The sequence below is a fragment of the Bombella sp. ESL0378 genome, assembly GCF_009725845.1.
GTDB lineage: Bacteria > Pseudomonadota > Alphaproteobacteria > Acetobacterales > Acetobacteraceae > Bombella > Bombella pollinis.
Genome location: NZ_WNIF01000004.1, coordinates 51,546 through 70,312 on the forward strand (window position 1 = coordinate 51,546; position 18,767 = coordinate 70,312).

Below are 18,767 nucleotides of genomic sequence, written 5' to 3' on the forward strand. Positions count from 1 at the left end.
GCTTTTACGGCGAGAGGGAATCTAATGCTCATTGCCCGCCATGGGGTCTCGTAAGGCCCCAGCGGGGAGGGCCGTATCATCTAGTTGGTCTTCAAAACTGGCTTGTAAGATGTTCTGCCATTGTGGGAGCCATTTTTTCATTCGTGCGACAAAATGGGCTGATACAGGGTGGGAGGGCAACGCATCCTTCAACCAAGCGGGCGGTGGAGCAAGGAGTTGATGTGTTTGTGGGTTTAAGGGCGGGATGAGGAAATCTATCGTGCCGACTTGGGCCCTGCCGTCATTTGTTGCTTCGATATGCCGCCATTGCGCCGTCACAAAGAGGGGCGGAATTGGAAAACCCATGACGTTAAGCCGTGCAATCGCCTCGTTGGTGAAAGGGCTGTCGCTGGGTGTGGGGCCGTGCAAAGTGATGAGACGCAGGGCGGCGCAATCCTCTACGGCTTGTGCTGTGGTGAGTGTGTTATTGAGGTAGTTGCGGTCATCATGACACACATCAGTCTCCGCCATAACTTGCTCTAGCGGGATGGGTTGCTCGGTTGCTTGGGCGATGAGGATCCCCGTCACTGCCCCTAGCTCTGTGCGGATTAAAGCGAGAAAGGAATAAGGGGAATTATCGGTGATTTGGGCAGCTAGAACAGGATGCCATGCCCCATGGGGGAGTAAAAGTGTGTGATTACCGAGTGTAATATGGCCTGTGATAGTTTCTGCTAAGTCAGGATATTGTAGATGAACAGGCATAGGGTGGGATGCGGCTGACCCGGAGTTAGAGGCTTGCGGTCTCAAGGCGGTGTTATGTGTGTTGTTGGGCTGAGATGCTGTCTCTAGGGCATGGTTGGGCAGCCATGGGGCGAGCTTTGTAAGGGTATGAGAGGGGAAGAAAACAGCCAAAGCGATGCTAATACCGCATAAGCATACACAAAGCCGCCATAGGGGAGCATGACGCCATAGGGCAGAAAAAGCAGAGCAAAAGCGGGTCATAAACGAGCCTTGTTCATACGGGTTTGCGGGCCGTTGCTGGGGTGGATGCTTAAAGCCCCTGTTGGGCTGGAGAGGAGATGAATATGGGTGTAATTTTGTTGCTGAGCGGTGATGAGGGCATCGCTTAACATATCTTCGATAAGGCGGCGGACGCCATGGGCATTGGTTATCTCTTGGGCATTATAGTGCTTTTGTAAGGGCTGGCTGAAAAGGGATGGGTCAATCCCGCCCGCTTCCACCGTGAGGCCATAATTGCGGATGAGCCTTTCGGCCTCCAAGGCGGCAATGCGTGTAAGGCTGGCGCGTGTAAGGGGGTGGAAGGTGAAGCTACGGTCCACATGCCCGAGTAGGAGTGGGGGAATTACCTGCTCTGTGGGTGTGGGAGAGGGATTTGCAGGCTCCAACGCGCTATGAAGCGAGGTTGTGAGGATAAAGATAGATTGTGTTGTCGGGATATGTTTGCCCGTGATGGGGTCAGGGATGTATCCATCCATCCATGCTGAGATAAGAGCATTGCCGATTTCCGGAGGGGTATATTCGACCCCATTGAGGAGGATGAGGGCATCGGGTTGTGCCCTGAGGGTGGTGGCGAGGTCATTTAAAAAAGTCAGCCCATAAGTGGGGGGCTGTGCGATGGGAGGCTCTGCCCCCGTGAGGGTGAGTTTTTGCATATCAAACGGCACGAGGGGGCGCGCTGTTTGGAGAGCAAGTTGGCGGGCAAGATGTGTTTTGCCTGTACTGGGCGGGCCACTAAACAGAAAAACGCCGACAGGTTGTGTTCTATTATGGAGGCTAAGACGCCGGCGTAATTGCTGGCTAATCTCCTCACAAATATCATCATGGCCAATGACGCGCGCTTGCAGCGTTGTTGCGAGTTCCTCTGCATTAAAGCTAGAATCTTGCTGCAAGCGGATGGCGGTTTTCTCATAGGCTTTGGTATTGATTAAATACCCAAGGAGAAGGGGTAGCGGTGTTTTGCGATGGAATAGGCCATGCTGGGCTAACCGCTCGACAGACAGATAATAGAGTATCCCCCCTAAAGAAAGGGCCAAGGTAATGCAGGCTAGAGGGATATAAAAGGGGCGGCCGTGGTCGAGTATTTTATAGCCTGTATGGATAATGGCTAAGGGTGCGGTGTGGAATAGAAGGCCAAGCTGTATGAGAGCCAGTAGCAGGAAAAGGGCCATCATAAGCGGCATCATGCGCGAAAGCCAAAGGAGGAGAGATTTCATCATATGCTTATATCGCTCACGCTTATTCTTTAAGGCCAAGTATATTCCTACAGCCTATGGGCCTATGGTTTTATGGGAAGCGTGAGAAAGAGGAAAGGGGGGAGGGTACGAGAAAAGCTTGCATCACTTGTGGCTCTGTCGTATCTAGAGAGATGTTATCACTTTCCGTTCTTTTGGGGGGTGGCCCGGTTGGGCCGCCTTTTTTGTTTTGGATCATTTTTCCACATCGCCGGAGATTGCCGGCCAAGCAGCCCCATCATATGAGGGGGAATCCACGCACGGGATTCGCCGTCTTAGTGGGTTAGAGGCGCGTATTGCCGAACGTATCGCCCCGACTTTGCTGGATATGGGCTATGAGCTCGTGCGGCTTTCCGTCCTAGGGCATGAGACGCCAACCGTGCAGGTTATGGCTGATCGTGCTGATGGTTCGCTCATCAGCGTTGATGATTGTGAGCAAATCAGCCATGCAGTTGGTGCGGTGCTAGATGTGGATGACCCCATACCGGGGGCATGGATGTTAGAGGTCTCCTCCGCAGGGATAGACCGTCCACTCACCCGTGCGAAGGATTGGGAGCGTTTTGCTGGTCATCTTGCTAAGGTGGAGCTTGATACCCCGATAGAGGGGCGGAAGCGTTTTGCGGGTATTGTGCTTGGCATGCAAGATGAGTGTGGTTTGCTCCGTCTTGATGATGGGCAGGATGTTGCCTTGCCGTTAGACGATATGCGTAAAGCACGTCTCGTTTTGACCGATGAGTTAATTGAGGCAAGTGCCGCACTTGCTGGTATAGTGCCGGAAGATGAGGCGGGCAGTAAGCCCCGCCGCGCACCAAAGTTGAAACCCAAAAAGCCGGGGAGAAAGAGCTGATGACCCGTCTTATGCTGGCTGGAGGTCCGACCTGATGGACACATCTGTTACCCGTCCCGAATTGCTGTTAGTTGCTGATGCTGTCTCGCGAGAGAAGAATATCGATCGTGAGCAAGTGCTAGAGGCTATGGAGCAAGCCATCCAAAAGGCTGGCCGTGCGAAATATGGGCATGAGAAAGATATTCGTGCCACGATCGACCGTAAAAGCGGTGAGGTGCGCCTAAGCCGATGGACGGAAGTTGTTGAGACGGTCGAGAATGAAGATGCGCAAATCCCCTTGCGGATTGCTCAAAAGATTAAGCCGGAAATCCAGGTAGGGGAGTTTATTGTTGACCCACTCCCGCCGATTGATTTTGGGCGTATTGCTGCGCAGACAGCCAAGCAGGTTATTGTTCAGCGTGTGCGGGAATATGAGCGCAAACGCCAATATGATGAGTTTAAAGACCGCGTTGGCGAGGTTGTTAACGGGACGGTCAAGCAGACAGAATATGGGAATCTGATGGTCGAGCTTGGCGGTCATGCGGAAGGGCTTTTGCGCCGGGATGAGCTGATTCAGCGCGAATCTTTTCATAATTCCGACCGGATTCGCGCTTATATTTATGATGTGCGCGATGAGCCACGCGGGCCACAGATTTTCCTCTCTCGGACGCATCCGGGCTTCTTAGCAAAGCTTTTTGCTCAGGAAGTGCCGGAGATTTATGACGGGATTATCGAGATTAAAGCCGTAGCGCGTGATCCGGGGTCCCGTGCTAAGATGGCTGTTGAATCACGCGATGCCTCAATTGACCCGGTGGGGGCATGTGTTGGGATGCGTGGCTCGCGCGTGCAGGCCGTTGTGGCGGAATTGCAGGGCGAGAAGATTGACATCATCCCTTGGAGCGCACAGGCAGCGACATTTGTTGTGAATGCTCTTGCCCCTGCGGAAGTAACCAAGGTGGTGATGGATGAAGATGCTGGGCGCGTAGAGGTTGTCGTGCCGGATGAGCAGCTCTCTCTCGCTATTGGGCGGCGTGGGCAGAATGTGCGTCTGGCTAGCCAGTTGACCCGGTGGGATATCGACATCCTTACAGAGGCTGAAGAATCGGAGCGCAGGCAAGAGGAGTTCCGTAAGCGCAGCAGCCAGTTTGTTGATGAGCTTGATGTAGATGATGTGATTGCTGGCTTGTTGGTGACGGAGGGTTATCATTCGGTTGAGGACCTCGCCTATGCTGACCCTGCGGAGCTTCATGATATTGAAGGCTTTGATGAATCGGTCGCTGAGGAGCTGATGGCGCGTGCGAATGATTATCTCGCAGGGCGTGAGCGTGCTTTGGATGAACGCCGCCGTGAGCTTGGTGTTACAGATGATCTCGTTGCGCTGAATGTATTCTCCCTTCAGGTCCTTGTGGAGCTGGGGGAAAAAGGCATCAAAACATTGGATGATCTTGCCGACCTCGCTGCTGATGAGTTGATCGAACTTCTAGGTGGTGATGAGCCGCTGGAGGAAGCCGAGGCTAACGAGATTATCATGGCAGCGCGTGCGCATTGGTTTGATGATGAAGGGGCTTCTACGCATGAGGCCGGAGACGGAGCCAAGGCTGAAGGAGCGTCCGATCACGGCTGAGGAACATAACTTTGATGATGTTGATGACGGCCCTATTGGGAAGGGGCGGCGTGCCCCTTCCCAGCGGCGTTGTCTGGTAACGCGCACCCATGATGAGCCGCAACATATGGTACGGTTTGTCATCGGGCCGGAGGGGCAAATCGTAGCGGACCTCGCTGCGCGCTTGCCGGGGCGGGGGATGTGGCTGCGTGCAGAGCGTGCCGTGTTGGAGGACCCGCAATTACCGCGTTTTTTTGCGCGGGCGGCTCGGCAAAAGGTGGACGTGCCCGCATCTCTTATAGAATCTGTAAGGGATGGTTTGGCAAAGCGTCTTCTGGATGGTATCAGTCTGGGGCGACGTGCTGGTGAATCGGTGTGTGGATTTCAGAAATGCCGGGAACGTATAGTCGCCGGTAGAGTCGGGGTAGTTATTTGTGCAGCAGGTGCGAGTCAGGATGAGGTGGCCCGTCTGCTTTCAGGGCATCGGGAGCTTCCGGTGGTCTGGGTGCCGGGCCATGTTTTGGCAGCGTCATTTGGGCGGGAGCGTGCCGTTTATGCGGTGATGTCCCCCGGTGCGCTGGCGGAGCGGGTGAAGGCGGAATATAAGAGATTTGCGGGGGTGGCAGAATGTACACCTCCCGGCCCTGAGATAGGGCAGTAAGGGACAGGCAGAGACTATGAGCGACGGCAACGAGCGCAACCAGAATGACACTCCAAAAGGGGCAACCCCTAAAGAAGGGCAGAGCAAGAGCTCTGGTCGCCTTTCCCTGCGTCCTGCGGGCCGTAAGGAAGTTGGGCGGACGGTAGAGGCAGGCTCTGTTAGGCAGAGTTTTAGCCATGGACGTTCTAAGGAGGTCCGTGTTGAGGTGCGTAAGCCTAAACGCAGTAATGCCAGTGGCGGGCGTGGTGGCCGCGGCGCGACTGGTGTGCGGGGCCTGACAGCCTCCGAGCAAGAGAAGCGGCAGCGCGTTTTAGCTGAGGCAGCGGCACGGCGTGAGGCGGAAGAAGAAGCTCGTCGCGAAGCAGAGAAGATTCGTATTCGCTCCGCTGCTGAGGAAGAAGCTCGTAAGAAAGCTGAGGCCGAAAGCCAACGCGCTGCAGCGGAGCAAGAAGCACAGGCGCGTGCGGAAGAAGAAAAAGCACGCAAGGCCGAGGCGGCTGCACGGCGTAAGGAAGCGGCGGAGCAAGTTCCTCCTCCTTTAACAAGCTCTACAGCGGGTGGCGTTCAATTAGCAGAGCCGACGAAGCGGCTGCGGCCTTTGGCAGAGCGTGCCATTATGCCGAGTCGTCCGGTGAATACTCCGGCGGCGTCTTCGCGGTCTGCGGCGGCGGCCCGGCCGAGTGGTAATGAGACATTGCATCTGCGTGGTCGGGCCGCTGCGGCGGCAGCTGGGGATGATGAGGCTGCTACGCCTTCACGTCGCGGTGGCGGCGGGGGTGGTGCGCGGCGTTCGACTACGCAATCCCGTCGTTCTTCTTCACCGCGTCGTGGTGGGGCAGGGCAGGATCGTCGCTCTGGTCGGATTGATGTGCGGGCCGCTATTGAGGGTGATGATGGTAAGACACGCTCTCTGGCCTCTGTTCGCCGTCAGCGGGACCGGGAACGGCGGCAAGCGGAGTTGGAGCGTTTGCGCTCTGACCAAGTGCGTGTCGTGCGCGATGTGACGGTGCCGGAGACTATCACTGTAGGTGAGCTGGCAAACCGTATGGCTGCTCGTCAGGGTGAAGTTATCAAGACGCTTATGAAGATGGGCGTGATGGCTACTGCGGCCCAGAGCATTGATGGTGATACCGCTGAGCTTGTTGTGAGTGAGTTCGGGCATCGCATTAAGCGTGTGGCTGATAGCGATGTGGAGCTTGGCATTGAGGGCATTGAGGATAAACCAGAGGACATGAAGCCGCGTCCGCCGGTTGTAACGGTGATGGGCCATGTTGACCATGGGAAGACCTCCTTGCTGGATGCGTTGCGGACCACGGATGTGGCTCATGGTGAGGCTGGGGGGATTACTCAGCATATCGGGGCGTATCAGGTAACGGTGCCTTCTGGGCAGAAGGTGACCTTCATCGACACGCCGGGCCATGAAGCCTTTACCTCCATGCGGGCGCGTGGTGCCTCTGTGACGGATATTGTGGTGTTGGTGGTAGCCGCGGATGATGGCGTGATGCCGCAGACGATTGAGGCTATCAAACATGCCAAAGCTGCTAATGCGCCGATTATTGTGGCGATTAACAAGATTGATAAGCCCGGTGCGAATCCAGACCGTGTGCGGACTGAGCTGCTAAACCACGAGATTGTGGTTGAGAGCATGAGCGGTGATACGCAGGAGGTTGAGGTTTCTGCGCTTAAGCGGGAGGGGTTGGATAAACTCTTAGAGGCTATCCTTCTGCAAGCTGAGATTTTGGACCTGAAGGCGAACCCGAATCGCATTGCAGAGGGTGCCGTGATTGAGAGCCGTTTGGACCGTGGTCGTGGCTCTGTTGCGACTGTTCTCGTGCAGAAGGGGACGCTCAACCGGACGGATATTGTGGTTGCTGGTGCGCATTGGGGCCGCGTTCGTGCCTTGTTGGATGACCACGGCAAGCAGATTAAAAAGGCTGGTCCGTCTGTCCCTGTAGAGATTTTGGGGATGAGCGGTGTGCCTGATGCCGGGGCACCTTTTGTTGTTGTCGATAGTGAGAATCGGGCGCGTGAGATTAGCGCGTTCCGCCAGCGTAAGGCGCAAGAGAAGGTTGCGGCGATGCAGGTGGCAGCGCGTGGTACGCTGGACCAGATGTTGGCGCGGATTCAAGCAGGCGAGCAGAAGGAAGTGGCTTTGGTCGTCAAAGCCGATGTGCAAGGCTCTGCTGAGGCGATTCAAGCAACGGTCGAAAAGTTGTCGCATGAGGAAGTGGCTGTGCGTGTGCTGAATGCCACTGTGGGGCAAATCACTGAGAGTGACGTGCAGCTTGCTAAAGCCTCCAATGCTGTGATTATTGCCTTCAATGTGCGTGCCACAGTGCAGGCGCGTGAGCTGGCCCAGCGCGATGGTGTGGATATTCGCTATTACTCCATCATTTATCAGGTGGCTGATGATGTGGAGACGCTGGTTAAAGGCCGCATCGCGCCGAAACATCGTGAGAAGTTCCTTGGTTATGCGGAGATTCGTCAGGTCTTTAATATCACCAAGGTGGGTAAGGTTGCTGGTTGTTATGTGACGGAAGGTGTTGTTAAGCGCGGCTGTGGCGTACGGCTGTTGCGTGACAATGTGGTCATTCATGAGGGTGAGCTAAGCCAGCTGAAACGCTTTAAGGATGATGTCCGCGAAGTGGCCCATAACTATGAGTGTGGTCTTTCCTTCGCAGGGTATAATGACCTGCGCGAGGGTGATGTTGTGGAATGTTTTGAGATGGAAGAGATTCCCGCTTGAAGAAACGACCATCCTTTGATTTGTTAACCCCGGCAGGTGAAAATCCTGTCGGGCCGAGTACGCGCCAACTTCGCGTTGCGGAGGAGGTGCGGCATGTCTTGGCGGATGTGTTCGCGCGGACGGAGTTCCGGGACCCGGAGCTTTACGGCGTTACCATCACGGTGACGGAAGTGCGTGTCTCGCCGGATTTCCGTCATGCAACGGTGTTTGTAACCCGGTTGGGGCGTGATGATGTTGAGGCTGTTTTGCCTGCGTTAAAGCGTGTTGCGCCCTTTTTGCGTAAGCGTCTTGCCACCGCGTTGCGGTTGCGGACTGTGCCGGAACTGCATTTTCAGCCTGATATATCGTTAGAGCATGCTATGGAGGTGGAAACGATTCTGCGTTCCCCAGAGGTTCAGCGTGATTTAAAGGCTGGGGGCCGTGGTTCATCTAATTCTGATGATGCAGAATAAGGCGCGTTATGGCGCGTAAGACAGGGCGCGATATACATGGCTGGTTGATTCTTGATAAGCCATTAGGGCCGAGCTCTACAGCGATGGTAAGCCGGGTGTTACGCCTTTTTGATGGGCGTAAAGCCGGGCATGGGGGGACGCTGGACCCGTTGGCTTCTGGCGTTTTGCCTATTGCTTTTGGTAAGGCTACGAGCACGATTCCTTATATTATGGATGCGACAAAGCGGTATCGCTTTACGTTATCTTTTGGGGAAAGCCGTACAACGGATGACCGTGAGGGCGAGGTCCTTGCGCGCTCTGATAAACGGCCATCTGATGAGGAGATACGGGCTGTTCTTCCTGCATTATGCGGGGATGTGATGCAGGTGCCGCCTGTGTTTTCTGCCCTGCGTGTGGGGGGGCAACGTGCTTACGACCTAGCCCGTGCAGGTCGCCCACCAGATTTGCCGCCTCGCCCAGCGCGGATCGATTCGATTACGCTGATTGAGCGGCCAGATGCGGATACAGCTGTGTTCGAGGTGCAGTCGGGCAAGGGTGTTTATATGCGCTCTTTAGCGCGGGATATTGCTCTAGCTTGTGGCACGGTAGGGCACATCTCGGTCTTGCGGCGGACGAAATGTGGGCCGTTTGATCTCTCTCATGCTTATGAGATTGAGCAGTTAGCACTAGACAAATCGGCCAAAACTAGAGACAAGGCATATGCCCTTCCGGTTCCTTTGCTGGATGCGGCGACCGCGCTGGTCGACATCCCGGCGTTGGCCGTTACAGAAGCAGAGGGGAAGGCCCTGATTTGTGGGCAAGCGGTGACGTTGGTTCATCTTGAAGGGGACATGCCTGCTAATATGGAGGATGTTCCATTGTGGCGGGTTACGGTAGGGGGGCATGTTATCGGGCTGTGCCGGGCGGCTGAAGGGCGGTTACGGGCAGTCAGAATGTTGGAAAACCATTTGTTTTTTGGAGAACACGATGTCGATCACTGCTGAACGCCGCAGCCAGCTTATTGCTGAATATCGCCGTGCTGAGGATGATACAGGCTCCCCGGAAGTGCAGGTTGCCTTGCTGACCGAGCGGATTGTGAATCTTACCGAGCATATGAAGACCCATAAAAAGGACTTCCACTCCCGCCGTGGGTTGTTGATGCTTGTTGGTCGCCGCCGCGCACTGTTGGATTATCTAAAGCGTAAGAGTGATGAGCGTTATAAGACGCTGATTGAACGTCTCGGCCTGCGCCGCTGAGATTTCATCCATGGCCCGGAGGGGAACTCTCTCCGGGTTTTGGCCTTGCATTATAGCCGCCAGGGAACGTTTTTTCGGCGTTTCAGGCCACATGGTGTCATGGTGCGTTGGTGCATCATCTCCGCCATGCCGTCCGAAACGCTGTTCAAGACTGGGGCGAGCAGGGCTTTTTAGAATTGCTTCCGGAGGAAGACAGAATGTTTGATAATTATTTCCGCAAAGAGATTGAGTGGGCGGGCCGTCCGCTAGTGTTCGAGACGGGGAAGATTGCTCGTCAGGCTGATGGTGCGGTCATGGTTACTTATGGTGATACAGTCGTGTTATGTACCGCTGTAGGGGCTAAGACGGTAAAGCCGGGGCAGGATTTCTTCCCTCTGACAGTGAATTATCAGGAGAAAGCTTACGCCGCGGGGAAGATTCCGGGTGGGTTCTTCAAGCGGGAGGGGCGTCCTTCTGAGAATGAAGTGCTGACATCGCGCTTAATCGATCGTCCGATTCGTCCGCTTTTCCCGGATAATTTCCGTAACGAAGTACAGGTCGTGGCGACTGTTTTAAGCCATGATATGGAGAATGATCCGGCTCTGGTTTCGCTCATCGGTTGTTCTGCGGCGTTGACATTGTCGGGTATTCCTTTCTTTGGTCCGGTTGGGGCTGCGCGCATTGGTCGTCTTGATGGCAAATTTGTTGTCAATCCGACCCTGAGCGAGGTGACTGATAGCAGTTTGGACCTCGTTGTAGCAGGGACGGCTGAAGGCGTGTTGATGGTTGAGTCTGAGGCGCAAGAGCTCTCCGAGGAGGAGATGCTTGAGGCCGTTATGCTGGGCCATACGGCCTTCCAACCTGTGATTGACGCGATTATTGACCTTGCCGAGCATGCGGCACGCGCACCGTGGGATTTGCCGGAGATTTCCAAAGAGGAAGTGGCTCTGCGCAAGCGTGTTGATAAGGTAGGTAATAAGCTGATTGCCGAAGCCTATAAGGAGCGCAGCAAGCAAGCGCGTGTGGAGAAGGTCTCTGCGGCGCGTGAGAAGATTGTTGCAACGCTGGAGGAAGAAGGCTTCGACCCCGAGCTTGCTAAACCGATGATTAAGGATTTGGAAGCGCAGGTGGTGCGTGGTGCCATCTTAAAGACCGGCATCCGTATTGATGGTCGCGATACAAAGACAGTGCGTCCTATCATGGCGGAAGTTGGTGTGCTGCCGCGCTCTCATGGGTCGGCTCTCTTTACCCGTGGGGAGACGCAGGCTCTTGTTGTGGCGACCTTGGGCACGGGCCAAGATGAGCAGGTGATTGATGCGTTGGAGGGGGAATATCGCTCCCGCTTTATGCTGCATTACAACTTCCCGCCTTTCTCCGTTGGGGAATGTGGTCGTATGGGTTCACCGGGGCGGCGCGAGATTGGCCATGGTAAGTTGGCATGGCGTGCGATTAATCCGCTTCTTCCTTCTAAGGAGGAGTTCCCTTATACATTGCGTGTTGTCTCTGAAATTACAGAGAGTAACGGCTCCTCCTCCATGGCGACTGTGTGCGGGACCTCTCTCTCCCTGATGGATGCGGGTGTACCGATGCCGCGCCCTGTGGCAGGGATTGCGATGGGTCTGATTAAAGAAGAGCGCGGCCATGCTGTGCTGACGGACATTTTGGGTGATGAGGATCATCTTGGGGATATGGACTTCAAGGTGGCAGGGACGTCTGAGGGTGTGACAGCCTTGCAGATGGACATCAAGATTACCTCCATTACGCCAGAGATTATGAAGGTTGCCTTGGAGCAGGCGCGGGAAGGGCGATTGCATATTCTCGGCGAAATGAGCAAGGCTCTGGCCGAAGGCCGGACAGATGTTGCCGGTAATGCGCCGAAGATTACCACGATGACGGTGCCTGTGGCGAAGATTCGCGATGTGATTGGCTCTGGCGGGAAGGTGATTCGTGAGATTTGCGAATATTCTGGGGCGAAGGTCGATATTGGTGATGATGGTGTCATCAAGATTGCTGCGGCCAATGATGAGCAGGCGCAAAAAGCCATTAGCCGGATTGAGGGCATTGTAGCAGAGCCAGAAATTGGCCGGATTTATGACGGTAAAGTTGTTAAGACGGCTGATTTTGGCGCGTTTGTTAACTTCCTTGGTCCTAAAGATGGTTTAGTACATATTTCTGAGCTTGCTGAGGGGCGCGTAGGGCGGACGACGGATGTCGTCAAGCAAGGTGATGCTGTTAAGGTCAAGGTGATTGGCTTTGATGACCGTGGTAAGGTAAAGCTCTCCATGCGGGTTGTGGACCAAGAGACTGGTGAGGATATTACCGAGACTGTCGGTGCTAAGCCGGGTCGTCCACGCCGTGATGCGGAGTGAGTTTTGTGTGGGAGGGGGTGTGCCCCCTCTCGTGGTTTTTTTGTGGTTGCATAGCGGGGACGTCTGACCTCTATGAAGTCGATCAATGCCGTCCGTTTTGGTGGTCAGGAGGTTTTGCCTCTGATTGAAGGGGGCAAGGGTGTTTCTGTCTCCAATGGTATTTCTGCCGGTTACTGGGCTGCGGCGGGAGGAGTCGGGACGATTTCTGCCGTTAATGCTGATAGTTATGATGAGCAGGGGCGTCCCGTTCCGCAGCTTTACCATGGCAAGACGCGCCGCGAACGGCAGGGCGAGTTGGTGCGCTATGCTATTGAGGGCGGCATTGCTCAAGCAAAGATAGCGCACGATATCTCTGGCGGTCGTGGTCGTATCCATGCCAATTTCTTGTGGGAGATGGGCGCGGCAGAGGATGTTATTACGGGGATTTTGGAGGGGGCACCGGGGCTGATTCATGGTCTGACATGCGGTGCGGGGATGCCCTATCGCCTCTCGGAGATTGCTGCGCGTTTTGGGGTGCCTTATTACCCGATTGTATCTTCCGGTCGGGCATTTAGTGCACTTTGGAAACGCTCTTATGTCCGTTCAGCGGAGCTGCTCGGTGGGGTCGTGTATGAGGACCCATGGCGGGCTGGGGGGCATAATGGCCTCTCCAATACTGAGAATCCTCTCGCCCCGGAGGAGCCTTATCATCGTGTGGTTGCTCTACGGAAGGTCTTGAATGGCTTTGGCCTACAGCATGTGCCTATTATTATGGCAGGTGGTGTGTGGCATCTGGAAGAGTGGAATGATTGGCTTGATAACCCAGAGATTGGCCTGATCGCCTTCCAGTTTGGGACGCGCCCACTTTTAACAAAAGAAAGCCCCATCCCAGAGGCATGGAAGCAGCTGCTCCTTACCCTAAAGGAAGGGGATGTTTACCTAAATCGCTTCTCGCCAACGGGTTTTTATTCTTCTGCGGTGCAGAACAGCTTTTTGCGTGGTTTGCGGGAACGGTCTGAGCGTCAGGTTGCATTTAAGAGCGCAGCAGAAGGCGTGTTTGATACGCCTGTTTGTTTAGGTGGGCGGGGCCGTGAGGTTTTTGTCCAAGCTGAGGATGTAGAGCGCATCGCACGATGGAAAGAGGCGGGTTATACCCAGCCGATGCGTACACCTGATGATACGGTGGTGTTTGAGACTTTAGAGACAGCGCGGCAGGTTTTGGCTGACCAAGCGGCCTGTATGGGGTGCCTCTCGCAATGTCGCTTCTCAAATTGGAGCCAGAAAGGCCCCGCCTTTAATACGGGGCAGCGGGCGGATCCGCGTTCTTTCTGCATCCAAAAGACCTTGCAGGAGATTTCTCATATTCAGGATGTGCCTTTGGAAGAACAACGGCAGATTGTGGATCATAATCTCGTTTTTGGTGGGACGAATGCGTGGCGTTTTGCGACAGACCCATTCTATGCCAATGGGCATATCCCGACAGTGAAGGAGCTGGTCGAGCGGATTATGACAGGCCGGTAAAAGCCCGTCATATCCTTTGAGGCCGCTCTTAGGGGAAGAGACGTTGGGTTGTCCAGTCTTTCCCATCTGGGCTGCGGGTAAAGAGAACGCGGTCATGTAAGCGGAAGGGTTTATCCATCCAGAACTCAATAGTGGAGGGGCGGACGCGATAGCCATTCCAATAAGGGGGGCGGGGGATGCTCCCAATAGCGAAATGGGCGGCCTCTTTTGTCACCACCTGCCAGAGGGCTTTGCGGCTCTCAATAGGGCGGGATTGCTGGCTAGCCCATGCGCCAATACGGCTTGCACGCGGGCGGGATTGGAAATAGACGTCCGCCTCTGCTGCTGGTAAGAGCGAGACCGTCCCGCGGATGCGTACTTGCCGCCGCAGGGACTTCCAGTGGAAAAGTAGAGCGGCCTGCATATTATGGTCCAACTCGCGCCCTTTAGCGGATTCGCTATTGGTGTAAAAGACGAAGCCTTCATCATCAAAGCCTTTGAGCAATACCATACGCGCATCGGGCAGGTCGGTGGCATCAACCGTGGCGAGGGCCATGGCGTTAGGGTCGTTAGGTTCTTTTGCCTCGGCTAAGCTCATCCAATCCTGAAAGAGAAGGAAGGGATTTTCACCGGTGATAGTGTGATTATCCTCTTCAAAAGCGGTCTCAATTTCATGATGAGGGGGGATGCGTGGGGCGTCCGTCATGGGGGTATCCTTGGCATAGTGATAAGGGGATGAGATAATCATGAAAGCGCGACGCTTGGATGTCCAGCTTTATGGAGGGTGTGTGTGATGGAGAGTTTTCGGTTTATTTTCATGCTCACAAAGGATGACCGCACGGTAGAGCATGCTCTCACTGTGGTGGAGACGGCGTTGCGCCTGGGGATAAAAGACATCGGCTTTAAAGATATTGGCTTACCTATCCCCGCCTTGCAGCGTTTGGCTGAGGTTATTCGCTCTGCTGGGGCGCGTGTGTATTTGGAGGTTGTCTCGCCTGATCGTCAGCGAGAATTGGACTCGGTGAAGGCGGGGTTAGCGTTAGGGGTGGATTGTCTGATGGGCGGGACGCATGTGCCTGATGTTCTGCCCCTGCTAGAGGGGCATAATGTCGCCTATTATCCCTTTGCGGGGCATGTGGTGGGGCATCCTAGCGTGTTGAAAGGCACACCGGCGGAGATTGCCCGTAATGCGGCCGAATGGGCGGCTCATCCCGCTGTGGCAGGGCTGGACCTGCTTGCTTACCGCAATGATGGGGATGTGCCAGAGGTCATCCGGGCGAGTTGTGCTGCGGTGGAAAAACCAGTGATTGTTGCAGGGTCCATCAGCACGCCAGAGCAAATTGAGGTGGTACGGCGTGCTGGGGCAGCGGGGTTTACTGTGGGGACAGCGGTTTTTGAGGGCGTCTTTCCGGCCAAGAGCGCGCAGTTGGAGGACCAATTACGCGCCGTTATGGCCTGTTGTAAGACAGCAGCGGCATTAAAGTAATCCCAGCTCCGAGAGGCGGTTGCGTAAGGCGATGGGGAGGGAGCTGACCCCGTCATCTGCTACGCCTGTTGCAGTGTGGTTGAGGTCAGGCGGGGCGTCCTCTGCTTTGAAGTAACGCCAGCCTTGGAAGGGGCGCATCGGGCGTGGTTGGGTAGGGATGACCTCATCAGAGACGAGGATGAGCGTGCCTTGGTGACCATCATCGCGCGTGTAGGTATCAAAGCCAATAATGGGTTGTCGGCACATAATGAGGCCGTTTATGACGCGATAAATCGATCCTTTCGTTTGGAGAATCTCCTCTGCGCGTTTGGGCATAGTGCGGGTGCGGACATAAGCAATGCCGTTATGACGCTCTATAGCGACCCAGTCTTGCAGCATCTCCGGTGATGTGCAGCCGACAATCAATTTGATGAGATGGAGCGGCGTTGAAGCTTGGTTGGGCATAGCTTTAAAGATAAGGCTGCGCTGCGTGTGTGTGAAGCCCCGTTTTAGAGGACGAGTTGGCTGAGCATGGCCTCTAGCAGGAGACGCCCGGATTCTGTGGCGCGGAGTGTATGTTCATCCTGCTGTAGATAGTCTTCCTCCAAGCAGGCTTGTAGAATTACAGGCTCGAGACAGTCTTGGAGGGGGAGGCCCGTACGCTGGGCGAAATGGGCTTTGTTAATACCCTCGCGGAGGCGTAAGCCCATGAGGAGAGCCTCTCGTGCTTTCATCTCCGGGGTGAGGGTTTCTTGTATGCGTGTGCCATGGCCATAATGGGCAACACGCTCCGCCCATGGCTCTGGGGCGCGATGGCGGCGTGTTGCGTAGAGCTGGCCTTGGCGGGTAAGGCGGCTATGGGCACCGGGGCCAATACCGAGATAATCATTATAATGCCAATAGGTAAGGTTATGGCGGCTCTCGGCACCGGGGATAGCGTAGTTGGAGATTTCATAATCGCGCAAGCCATAGGTGGCGGCCTCATGACGCGTCATTTCATAGAGGCGGGCGGCGAGGTCATCTTCTGGGAGGGTAAGGGCACCGCGCCGATGACGGGTCTCAAATACCGTGCCGGGCTCGATGGTGAGTTGATACAGGGAGAGATGGTCTGCGGCGAGGGCGAGGGCTGTGCGGAGCTCTGCTTGCCAGTGAGCTTCTGTTTGGCCGGGGCGGGCATAGATGAGGTCGAAAGAGAGGCGCGGGAATAAGCGACGTCCAAGCTCTAGCGCGGTAAGTGCTTGCTGTGCGGAATGTTGGCGGCCAAGCGTGGCGAGGTCTGCATCATGTAGGCTCTGCACGCCGAGGGAGAGGCGATTAACCCCGGCTTGGGCAAAAGCACGGAACTTATCAGCTTCCACACTGGTGGGGTTGGCCTCTAACGTGACCTCTAGGTCATTCACGCTAGGGAAAAGCTGGCGCGCATCCTCAATAAGTTGATGAACAGCTTCTGGCTGCATGAGGGAGGGCGTCCCCCCGCCGAAGAAGATGGAGACAAGATGGCGGGGAGCATCTTGTGTTAAAAGAGCGGCTTCATAGCGTAATTCATCCCGCAGGGCTTGTGTAAAACGCTCCTGCGGGATGGTCTCCCATACATGGGAGTTGAAGTCACAATACGGGCATTTAGAGAGGCAAAAAGGCCAATGAATATAAAGGGCGAGGGGTAAGGGTGAGGTCACGCTTAAATCGCGACCCGCACCCCGAACTCCATAACGCGCTCTGGTGGAATACGGAAGAACTCCGAAATAGAGGTCGCGTTATTGAGCAAATAAAGGAAAATCCACATCCGCCAGAGCGACATCTTCGGCACTTTGGAGCGAAAGACGAGGTCATGAGAGGTGAAGTAAGAGGCCTGAATGGGGTCGAAGTCCATTTCAGTCATCTGGGCGAGGGTAACGGGGAGATTTGGCATCTCCATAAACCCATAACGCAGGATAACACGGCGGATGCCCGGTGAGAGCTCCTTAACAGTCATGCGCTCGGCAGCTTCAACCTCTGGTTGGTCAAGTGTTTGGACCGTTACAAACAAGACCGTTTGATGAAGAACCTTGTTATGGCGCAGGTTATAAAGGAGGGCATCGGGGACCATCTCCGGGTCGGAGGTCAGAAAGACCGCAAGACCAGGCACGCGGATGGTACGGGATTGGGTAAGACGTGTGATGAAGGAGCCCATCGGCACGGCGTCGCGTTTCTTTGTATTACGGATGAGCTGACGGCCCCGCTGCCATGTGGTCATGATGAGTGTGCTTCCCGCTGCGATGCTGAGCGGCACCCATCCGCCCTCTGGAATCTTCATCACATTGGCGGAGAAGAACACGCCATCAAGGAGGAAGAAGAAGCCGAACACAACTCCCACAGCGTAGCTTTTCCATTGGAAGACGCGGTGGAACACGACCATGGCAAGCACACAGGTGCAGAGGAAGGTCCCCGTCACAGCGATACCATAAGCAGATGCCAAGGCAGAGGAGGAGCGGAAGGCAAGCACAAGGACAACAGCCCCAAAGGCCAACATCCAGTTGAAGGAGGGCAGGTAGATTTGCGCTTCCTCATGCGGGTTGGTGTGAATAATGCGTGTACGAGGCAAGTATCCCAGTTGAATGAGTTGCCGGCAGAGTGAGAAGCTGCCCGAAATACCAGCCTGACTAGCAATAATGGTAGCGCATGTAGCCAGCAGCAGCATTGGGATTTGCATCCAATGCGGAGCAAGGTAGTAGAAGGGGTTCGCCAAGGTCGTGGGGTTATGGATAATCATGGCCGCTTGCCCAAAGTAATTGAGCGTCAAAGCCGGTAGTACGAGGAATATCCAGACATAACGAATAGGGGAGCGACCAAAATGCCCCATATCCGCATAAAGGGCCTCCGCACCTGTAACGGACAGCACAACAGAGCCGAGTGCAACGAAGGAAAGCTTCCCGTGTGTGACGATGAAGCGAATAGCCTCTAGGGGGGAGAGAGCGAGTATAATCCCCGGATGCAGCGTAATGGCGCGCGCGCCTAAGAGGGCGATGGTGATAAACCAGACCAACATAATCGGGCCAAAGGCACGCCCAATCTTCCCGGTACCGAGGGCTTGGGCTGCAAATAAGCCCAGTAGCACCATAATCGCGGCGGGAATGATGAAGGGTGAGGCCTCAGGGACGGAGACTTCCACCCCTTCCACGGCAGAGAGAACGGAGATAGCGGGTGTAATAATGCCATCACCAAAAAAGAGGCAGGCCCCGGCAATCCCAATTAAACCAAACACCCAGCGGAAATAGGTGGATTTGCAAACGCGTTGTGCCAAGGCCATGAGGGCAATAATCCCACCCTCTTTATTATGGTCGGCCCGCATAACGAGCATAACGTATTTGATGGTCACAATGAGCATCAAAGCCCAGAAGGTCAGGCTGGTAAGACCGATAACCTCCCATGTTTGGGCGGGATGAGTTTCTGTCCCTACGGTGCGGATAGAGGATTGCAGAGCATAGAGCGGGCTGGTTCCGATATCACCATACACCACGCCCAACGCTGCGAGCATAGCCCCGAGCCCTTTGGGGCGCACATGCCCCCCCTCGGCTTGGGGAGGGATGGACGTAGGCTGGCCTGTGGAATCGGGATAGCGTGCATCGGCTGATGAATCCTTGAGGGATATGCCATCTTGTTCAGACATGGAGAAATCATCCTGTTTGACTGATAGACACCCATCCCCCGCAGGAAGACAGGCAGTAACGCCCCGCTAGAGGC

Annotated in this window: 16 protein-coding genes; 10 read left to right on the forward strand and 6 right to left on the reverse strand. The window is 55.2% G+C overall.

What is annotated here, in order from left to right; translation table 11 throughout:
• Nucleotides 1-21: 21 nt before the first annotated feature.
• Nucleotides 22-981: a hypothetical protein gene (locus GM556_RS01495; RefSeq protein ID WP_155579062.1), complete on the reverse strand. Its 960-nt coding sequence runs from the start codon at nucleotides 979-981 to the stop codon at nucleotides 22-24.
• Complete coding sequence (locus tag GM556_RS01500; RefSeq protein WP_155579063.1) at nucleotides 978-2,216, reverse strand: ATP-dependent Clp protease ATP-binding subunit; 1,239 nt, start codon at nucleotides 2,214-2,216, stop codon at nucleotides 978-980. The genes GM556_RS01495 and GM556_RS01500 overlap by 4 nt, the downstream gene beginning before the upstream one ends.
• A gap of 280 nt (nucleotides 2,217-2,496) precedes the next feature.
• Between GM556_RS01500 and rimP the strand changes: the two genes are divergently transcribed.
• The 9 genes from rimP to GM556_RS01545 all read left to right on the forward strand — a co-directional run bounded on the left by rimP (nucleotide 2,497) and on the right by GM556_RS01545 (nucleotide 13,603).
• The gene (gene rimP, locus GM556_RS01505) at nucleotides 2,497-3,078 is read left to right on the forward strand and encodes a ribosome maturation factor RimP (RefSeq protein WP_266137622.1); all 582 of its coding nucleotides are present in this window, start codon (nucleotides 2,497-2,499) and stop codon (nucleotides 3,076-3,078) included.
• Between the two features lie 34 nt (nucleotides 3,079-3,112).
• Nucleotides 3,113-4,681, forward strand: coding sequence for a transcription termination factor NusA (gene nusA / locus GM556_RS01510; protein ID WP_155572787.1), 1,569 nt, complete (start codon nucleotides 3,113-3,115; stop codon nucleotides 4,679-4,681).
• Complete coding sequence (locus GM556_RS01515; protein ID WP_155572788.1) at nucleotides 4,632-5,321, forward strand: DUF448 domain-containing protein; 690 nt, start codon at nucleotides 4,632-4,634, stop codon at nucleotides 5,319-5,321. The genes nusA and GM556_RS01515 overlap by 50 nt, the downstream gene beginning before the upstream one ends.
• A 16-nt stretch (nucleotides 5,322-5,337) precedes the next feature.
• A complete protein-coding gene (infB, locus tag GM556_RS01520; RefSeq protein ID WP_155579064.1) occupies nucleotides 5,338-8,067 on the forward strand; it encodes a translation initiation factor IF-2 in 2,730 nt (909 codons plus the stop codon).
• Entirely contained in the window at nucleotides 8,064-8,519 is a 456-nt protein-coding gene (rbfA, locus tag GM556_RS01525; protein ID WP_155579065.1) for a 30S ribosome-binding factor RbfA, read from the forward strand. The genes infB and rbfA overlap by 4 nt, the downstream gene beginning before the upstream one ends.
• A gap of 8 nt (nucleotides 8,520-8,527) precedes the next feature.
• A complete protein-coding gene (truB, locus tag GM556_RS01530; RefSeq protein WP_155579066.1) occupies nucleotides 8,528-9,502 on the forward strand; it encodes a tRNA pseudouridine(55) synthase TruB in 975 nt (324 codons plus the stop codon).
• The gene (rpsO, locus tag GM556_RS01535) at nucleotides 9,486-9,755 is read left to right on the forward strand and encodes a 30S ribosomal protein S15 (RefSeq protein WP_155572792.1); all 270 of its coding nucleotides are present in this window, start codon (nucleotides 9,486-9,488) and stop codon (nucleotides 9,753-9,755) included. The genes truB and rpsO overlap by 17 nt, the downstream gene beginning before the upstream one ends.
• Before the next feature lie 197 nt (nucleotides 9,756-9,952).
• Complete coding sequence (pnp, locus tag GM556_RS01540) at nucleotides 9,953-12,103, forward strand: polyribonucleotide nucleotidyltransferase (protein ID WP_155579067.1); 2,151 nt, start codon at nucleotides 9,953-9,955, stop codon at nucleotides 12,101-12,103.
• Nucleotides 12,104-12,175: 72 nt separating this feature from the next.
• The gene (locus GM556_RS01545) at nucleotides 12,176-13,603 is read left to right on the forward strand and encodes a nitronate monooxygenase family protein (protein ID WP_155572794.1); all 1,428 of its coding nucleotides are present in this window, start codon (nucleotides 12,176-12,178) and stop codon (nucleotides 13,601-13,603) included.
• A 28-nt stretch (nucleotides 13,604-13,631) separates the two neighbouring features.
• Here GM556_RS01545 and pdxH read toward each other — a convergent pair whose 3' ends face one another.
• Nucleotides 13,632-14,288 (reverse strand): pyridoxamine 5'-phosphate oxidase, encoded by a 657-nt coding sequence (gene pdxH / locus GM556_RS01550; RefSeq protein ID WP_155579068.1) that lies wholly within the window; start codon nucleotides 14,286-14,288, stop codon nucleotides 13,632-13,634.
• 87 nt (nucleotides 14,289-14,375) lie between these two features.
• Here pdxH and GM556_RS01555 point away from each other — a divergent pair, with 87 nt between their 5' ends.
• Nucleotides 14,376-15,068 carry a 4-hydroxythreonine-4-phosphate dehydrogenase gene (locus tag GM556_RS01555; RefSeq protein ID WP_155579083.1) on the forward strand — a complete coding sequence of 231 codons (693 nt, stop codon included), beginning with the start codon at nucleotides 14,376-14,378 and terminating at the stop codon, nucleotides 15,066-15,068.
• Here the strand turns inward: GM556_RS01555 and GM556_RS01560 are convergent.
• From GM556_RS01560 to GM556_RS01570, 3 genes are read right to left on the reverse strand one after another with little or no spacing between them, the layout of a single operon-like run.
• Complete coding sequence (locus GM556_RS01560; protein WP_099026263.1) at nucleotides 15,060-15,512, reverse strand: DUF1489 family protein; 453 nt, start codon at nucleotides 15,510-15,512, stop codon at nucleotides 15,060-15,062. The genes GM556_RS01555 and GM556_RS01560 overlap by 9 nt on opposite strands.
• Nucleotides 15,513-15,556: 44 nt before the next feature.
• Nucleotides 15,557-16,723, reverse strand: coding sequence for a radical SAM family heme chaperone HemW (hemW, locus tag GM556_RS01565; RefSeq protein ID WP_370513564.1), 1,167 nt, complete (start codon nucleotides 16,721-16,723; stop codon nucleotides 15,557-15,559).
• Between the two features lie 2 nt (nucleotides 16,724-16,725).
• On the reverse strand, nucleotides 16,726-18,693 hold the full coding sequence (locus GM556_RS01570) for a potassium transporter Kup (RefSeq protein WP_155579069.1): 1,968 nt from the start codon (nucleotides 18,691-18,693) through the stop codon (nucleotides 16,726-16,728).
• Nucleotides 18,694-18,767: the final 74 nt, after the last annotated feature.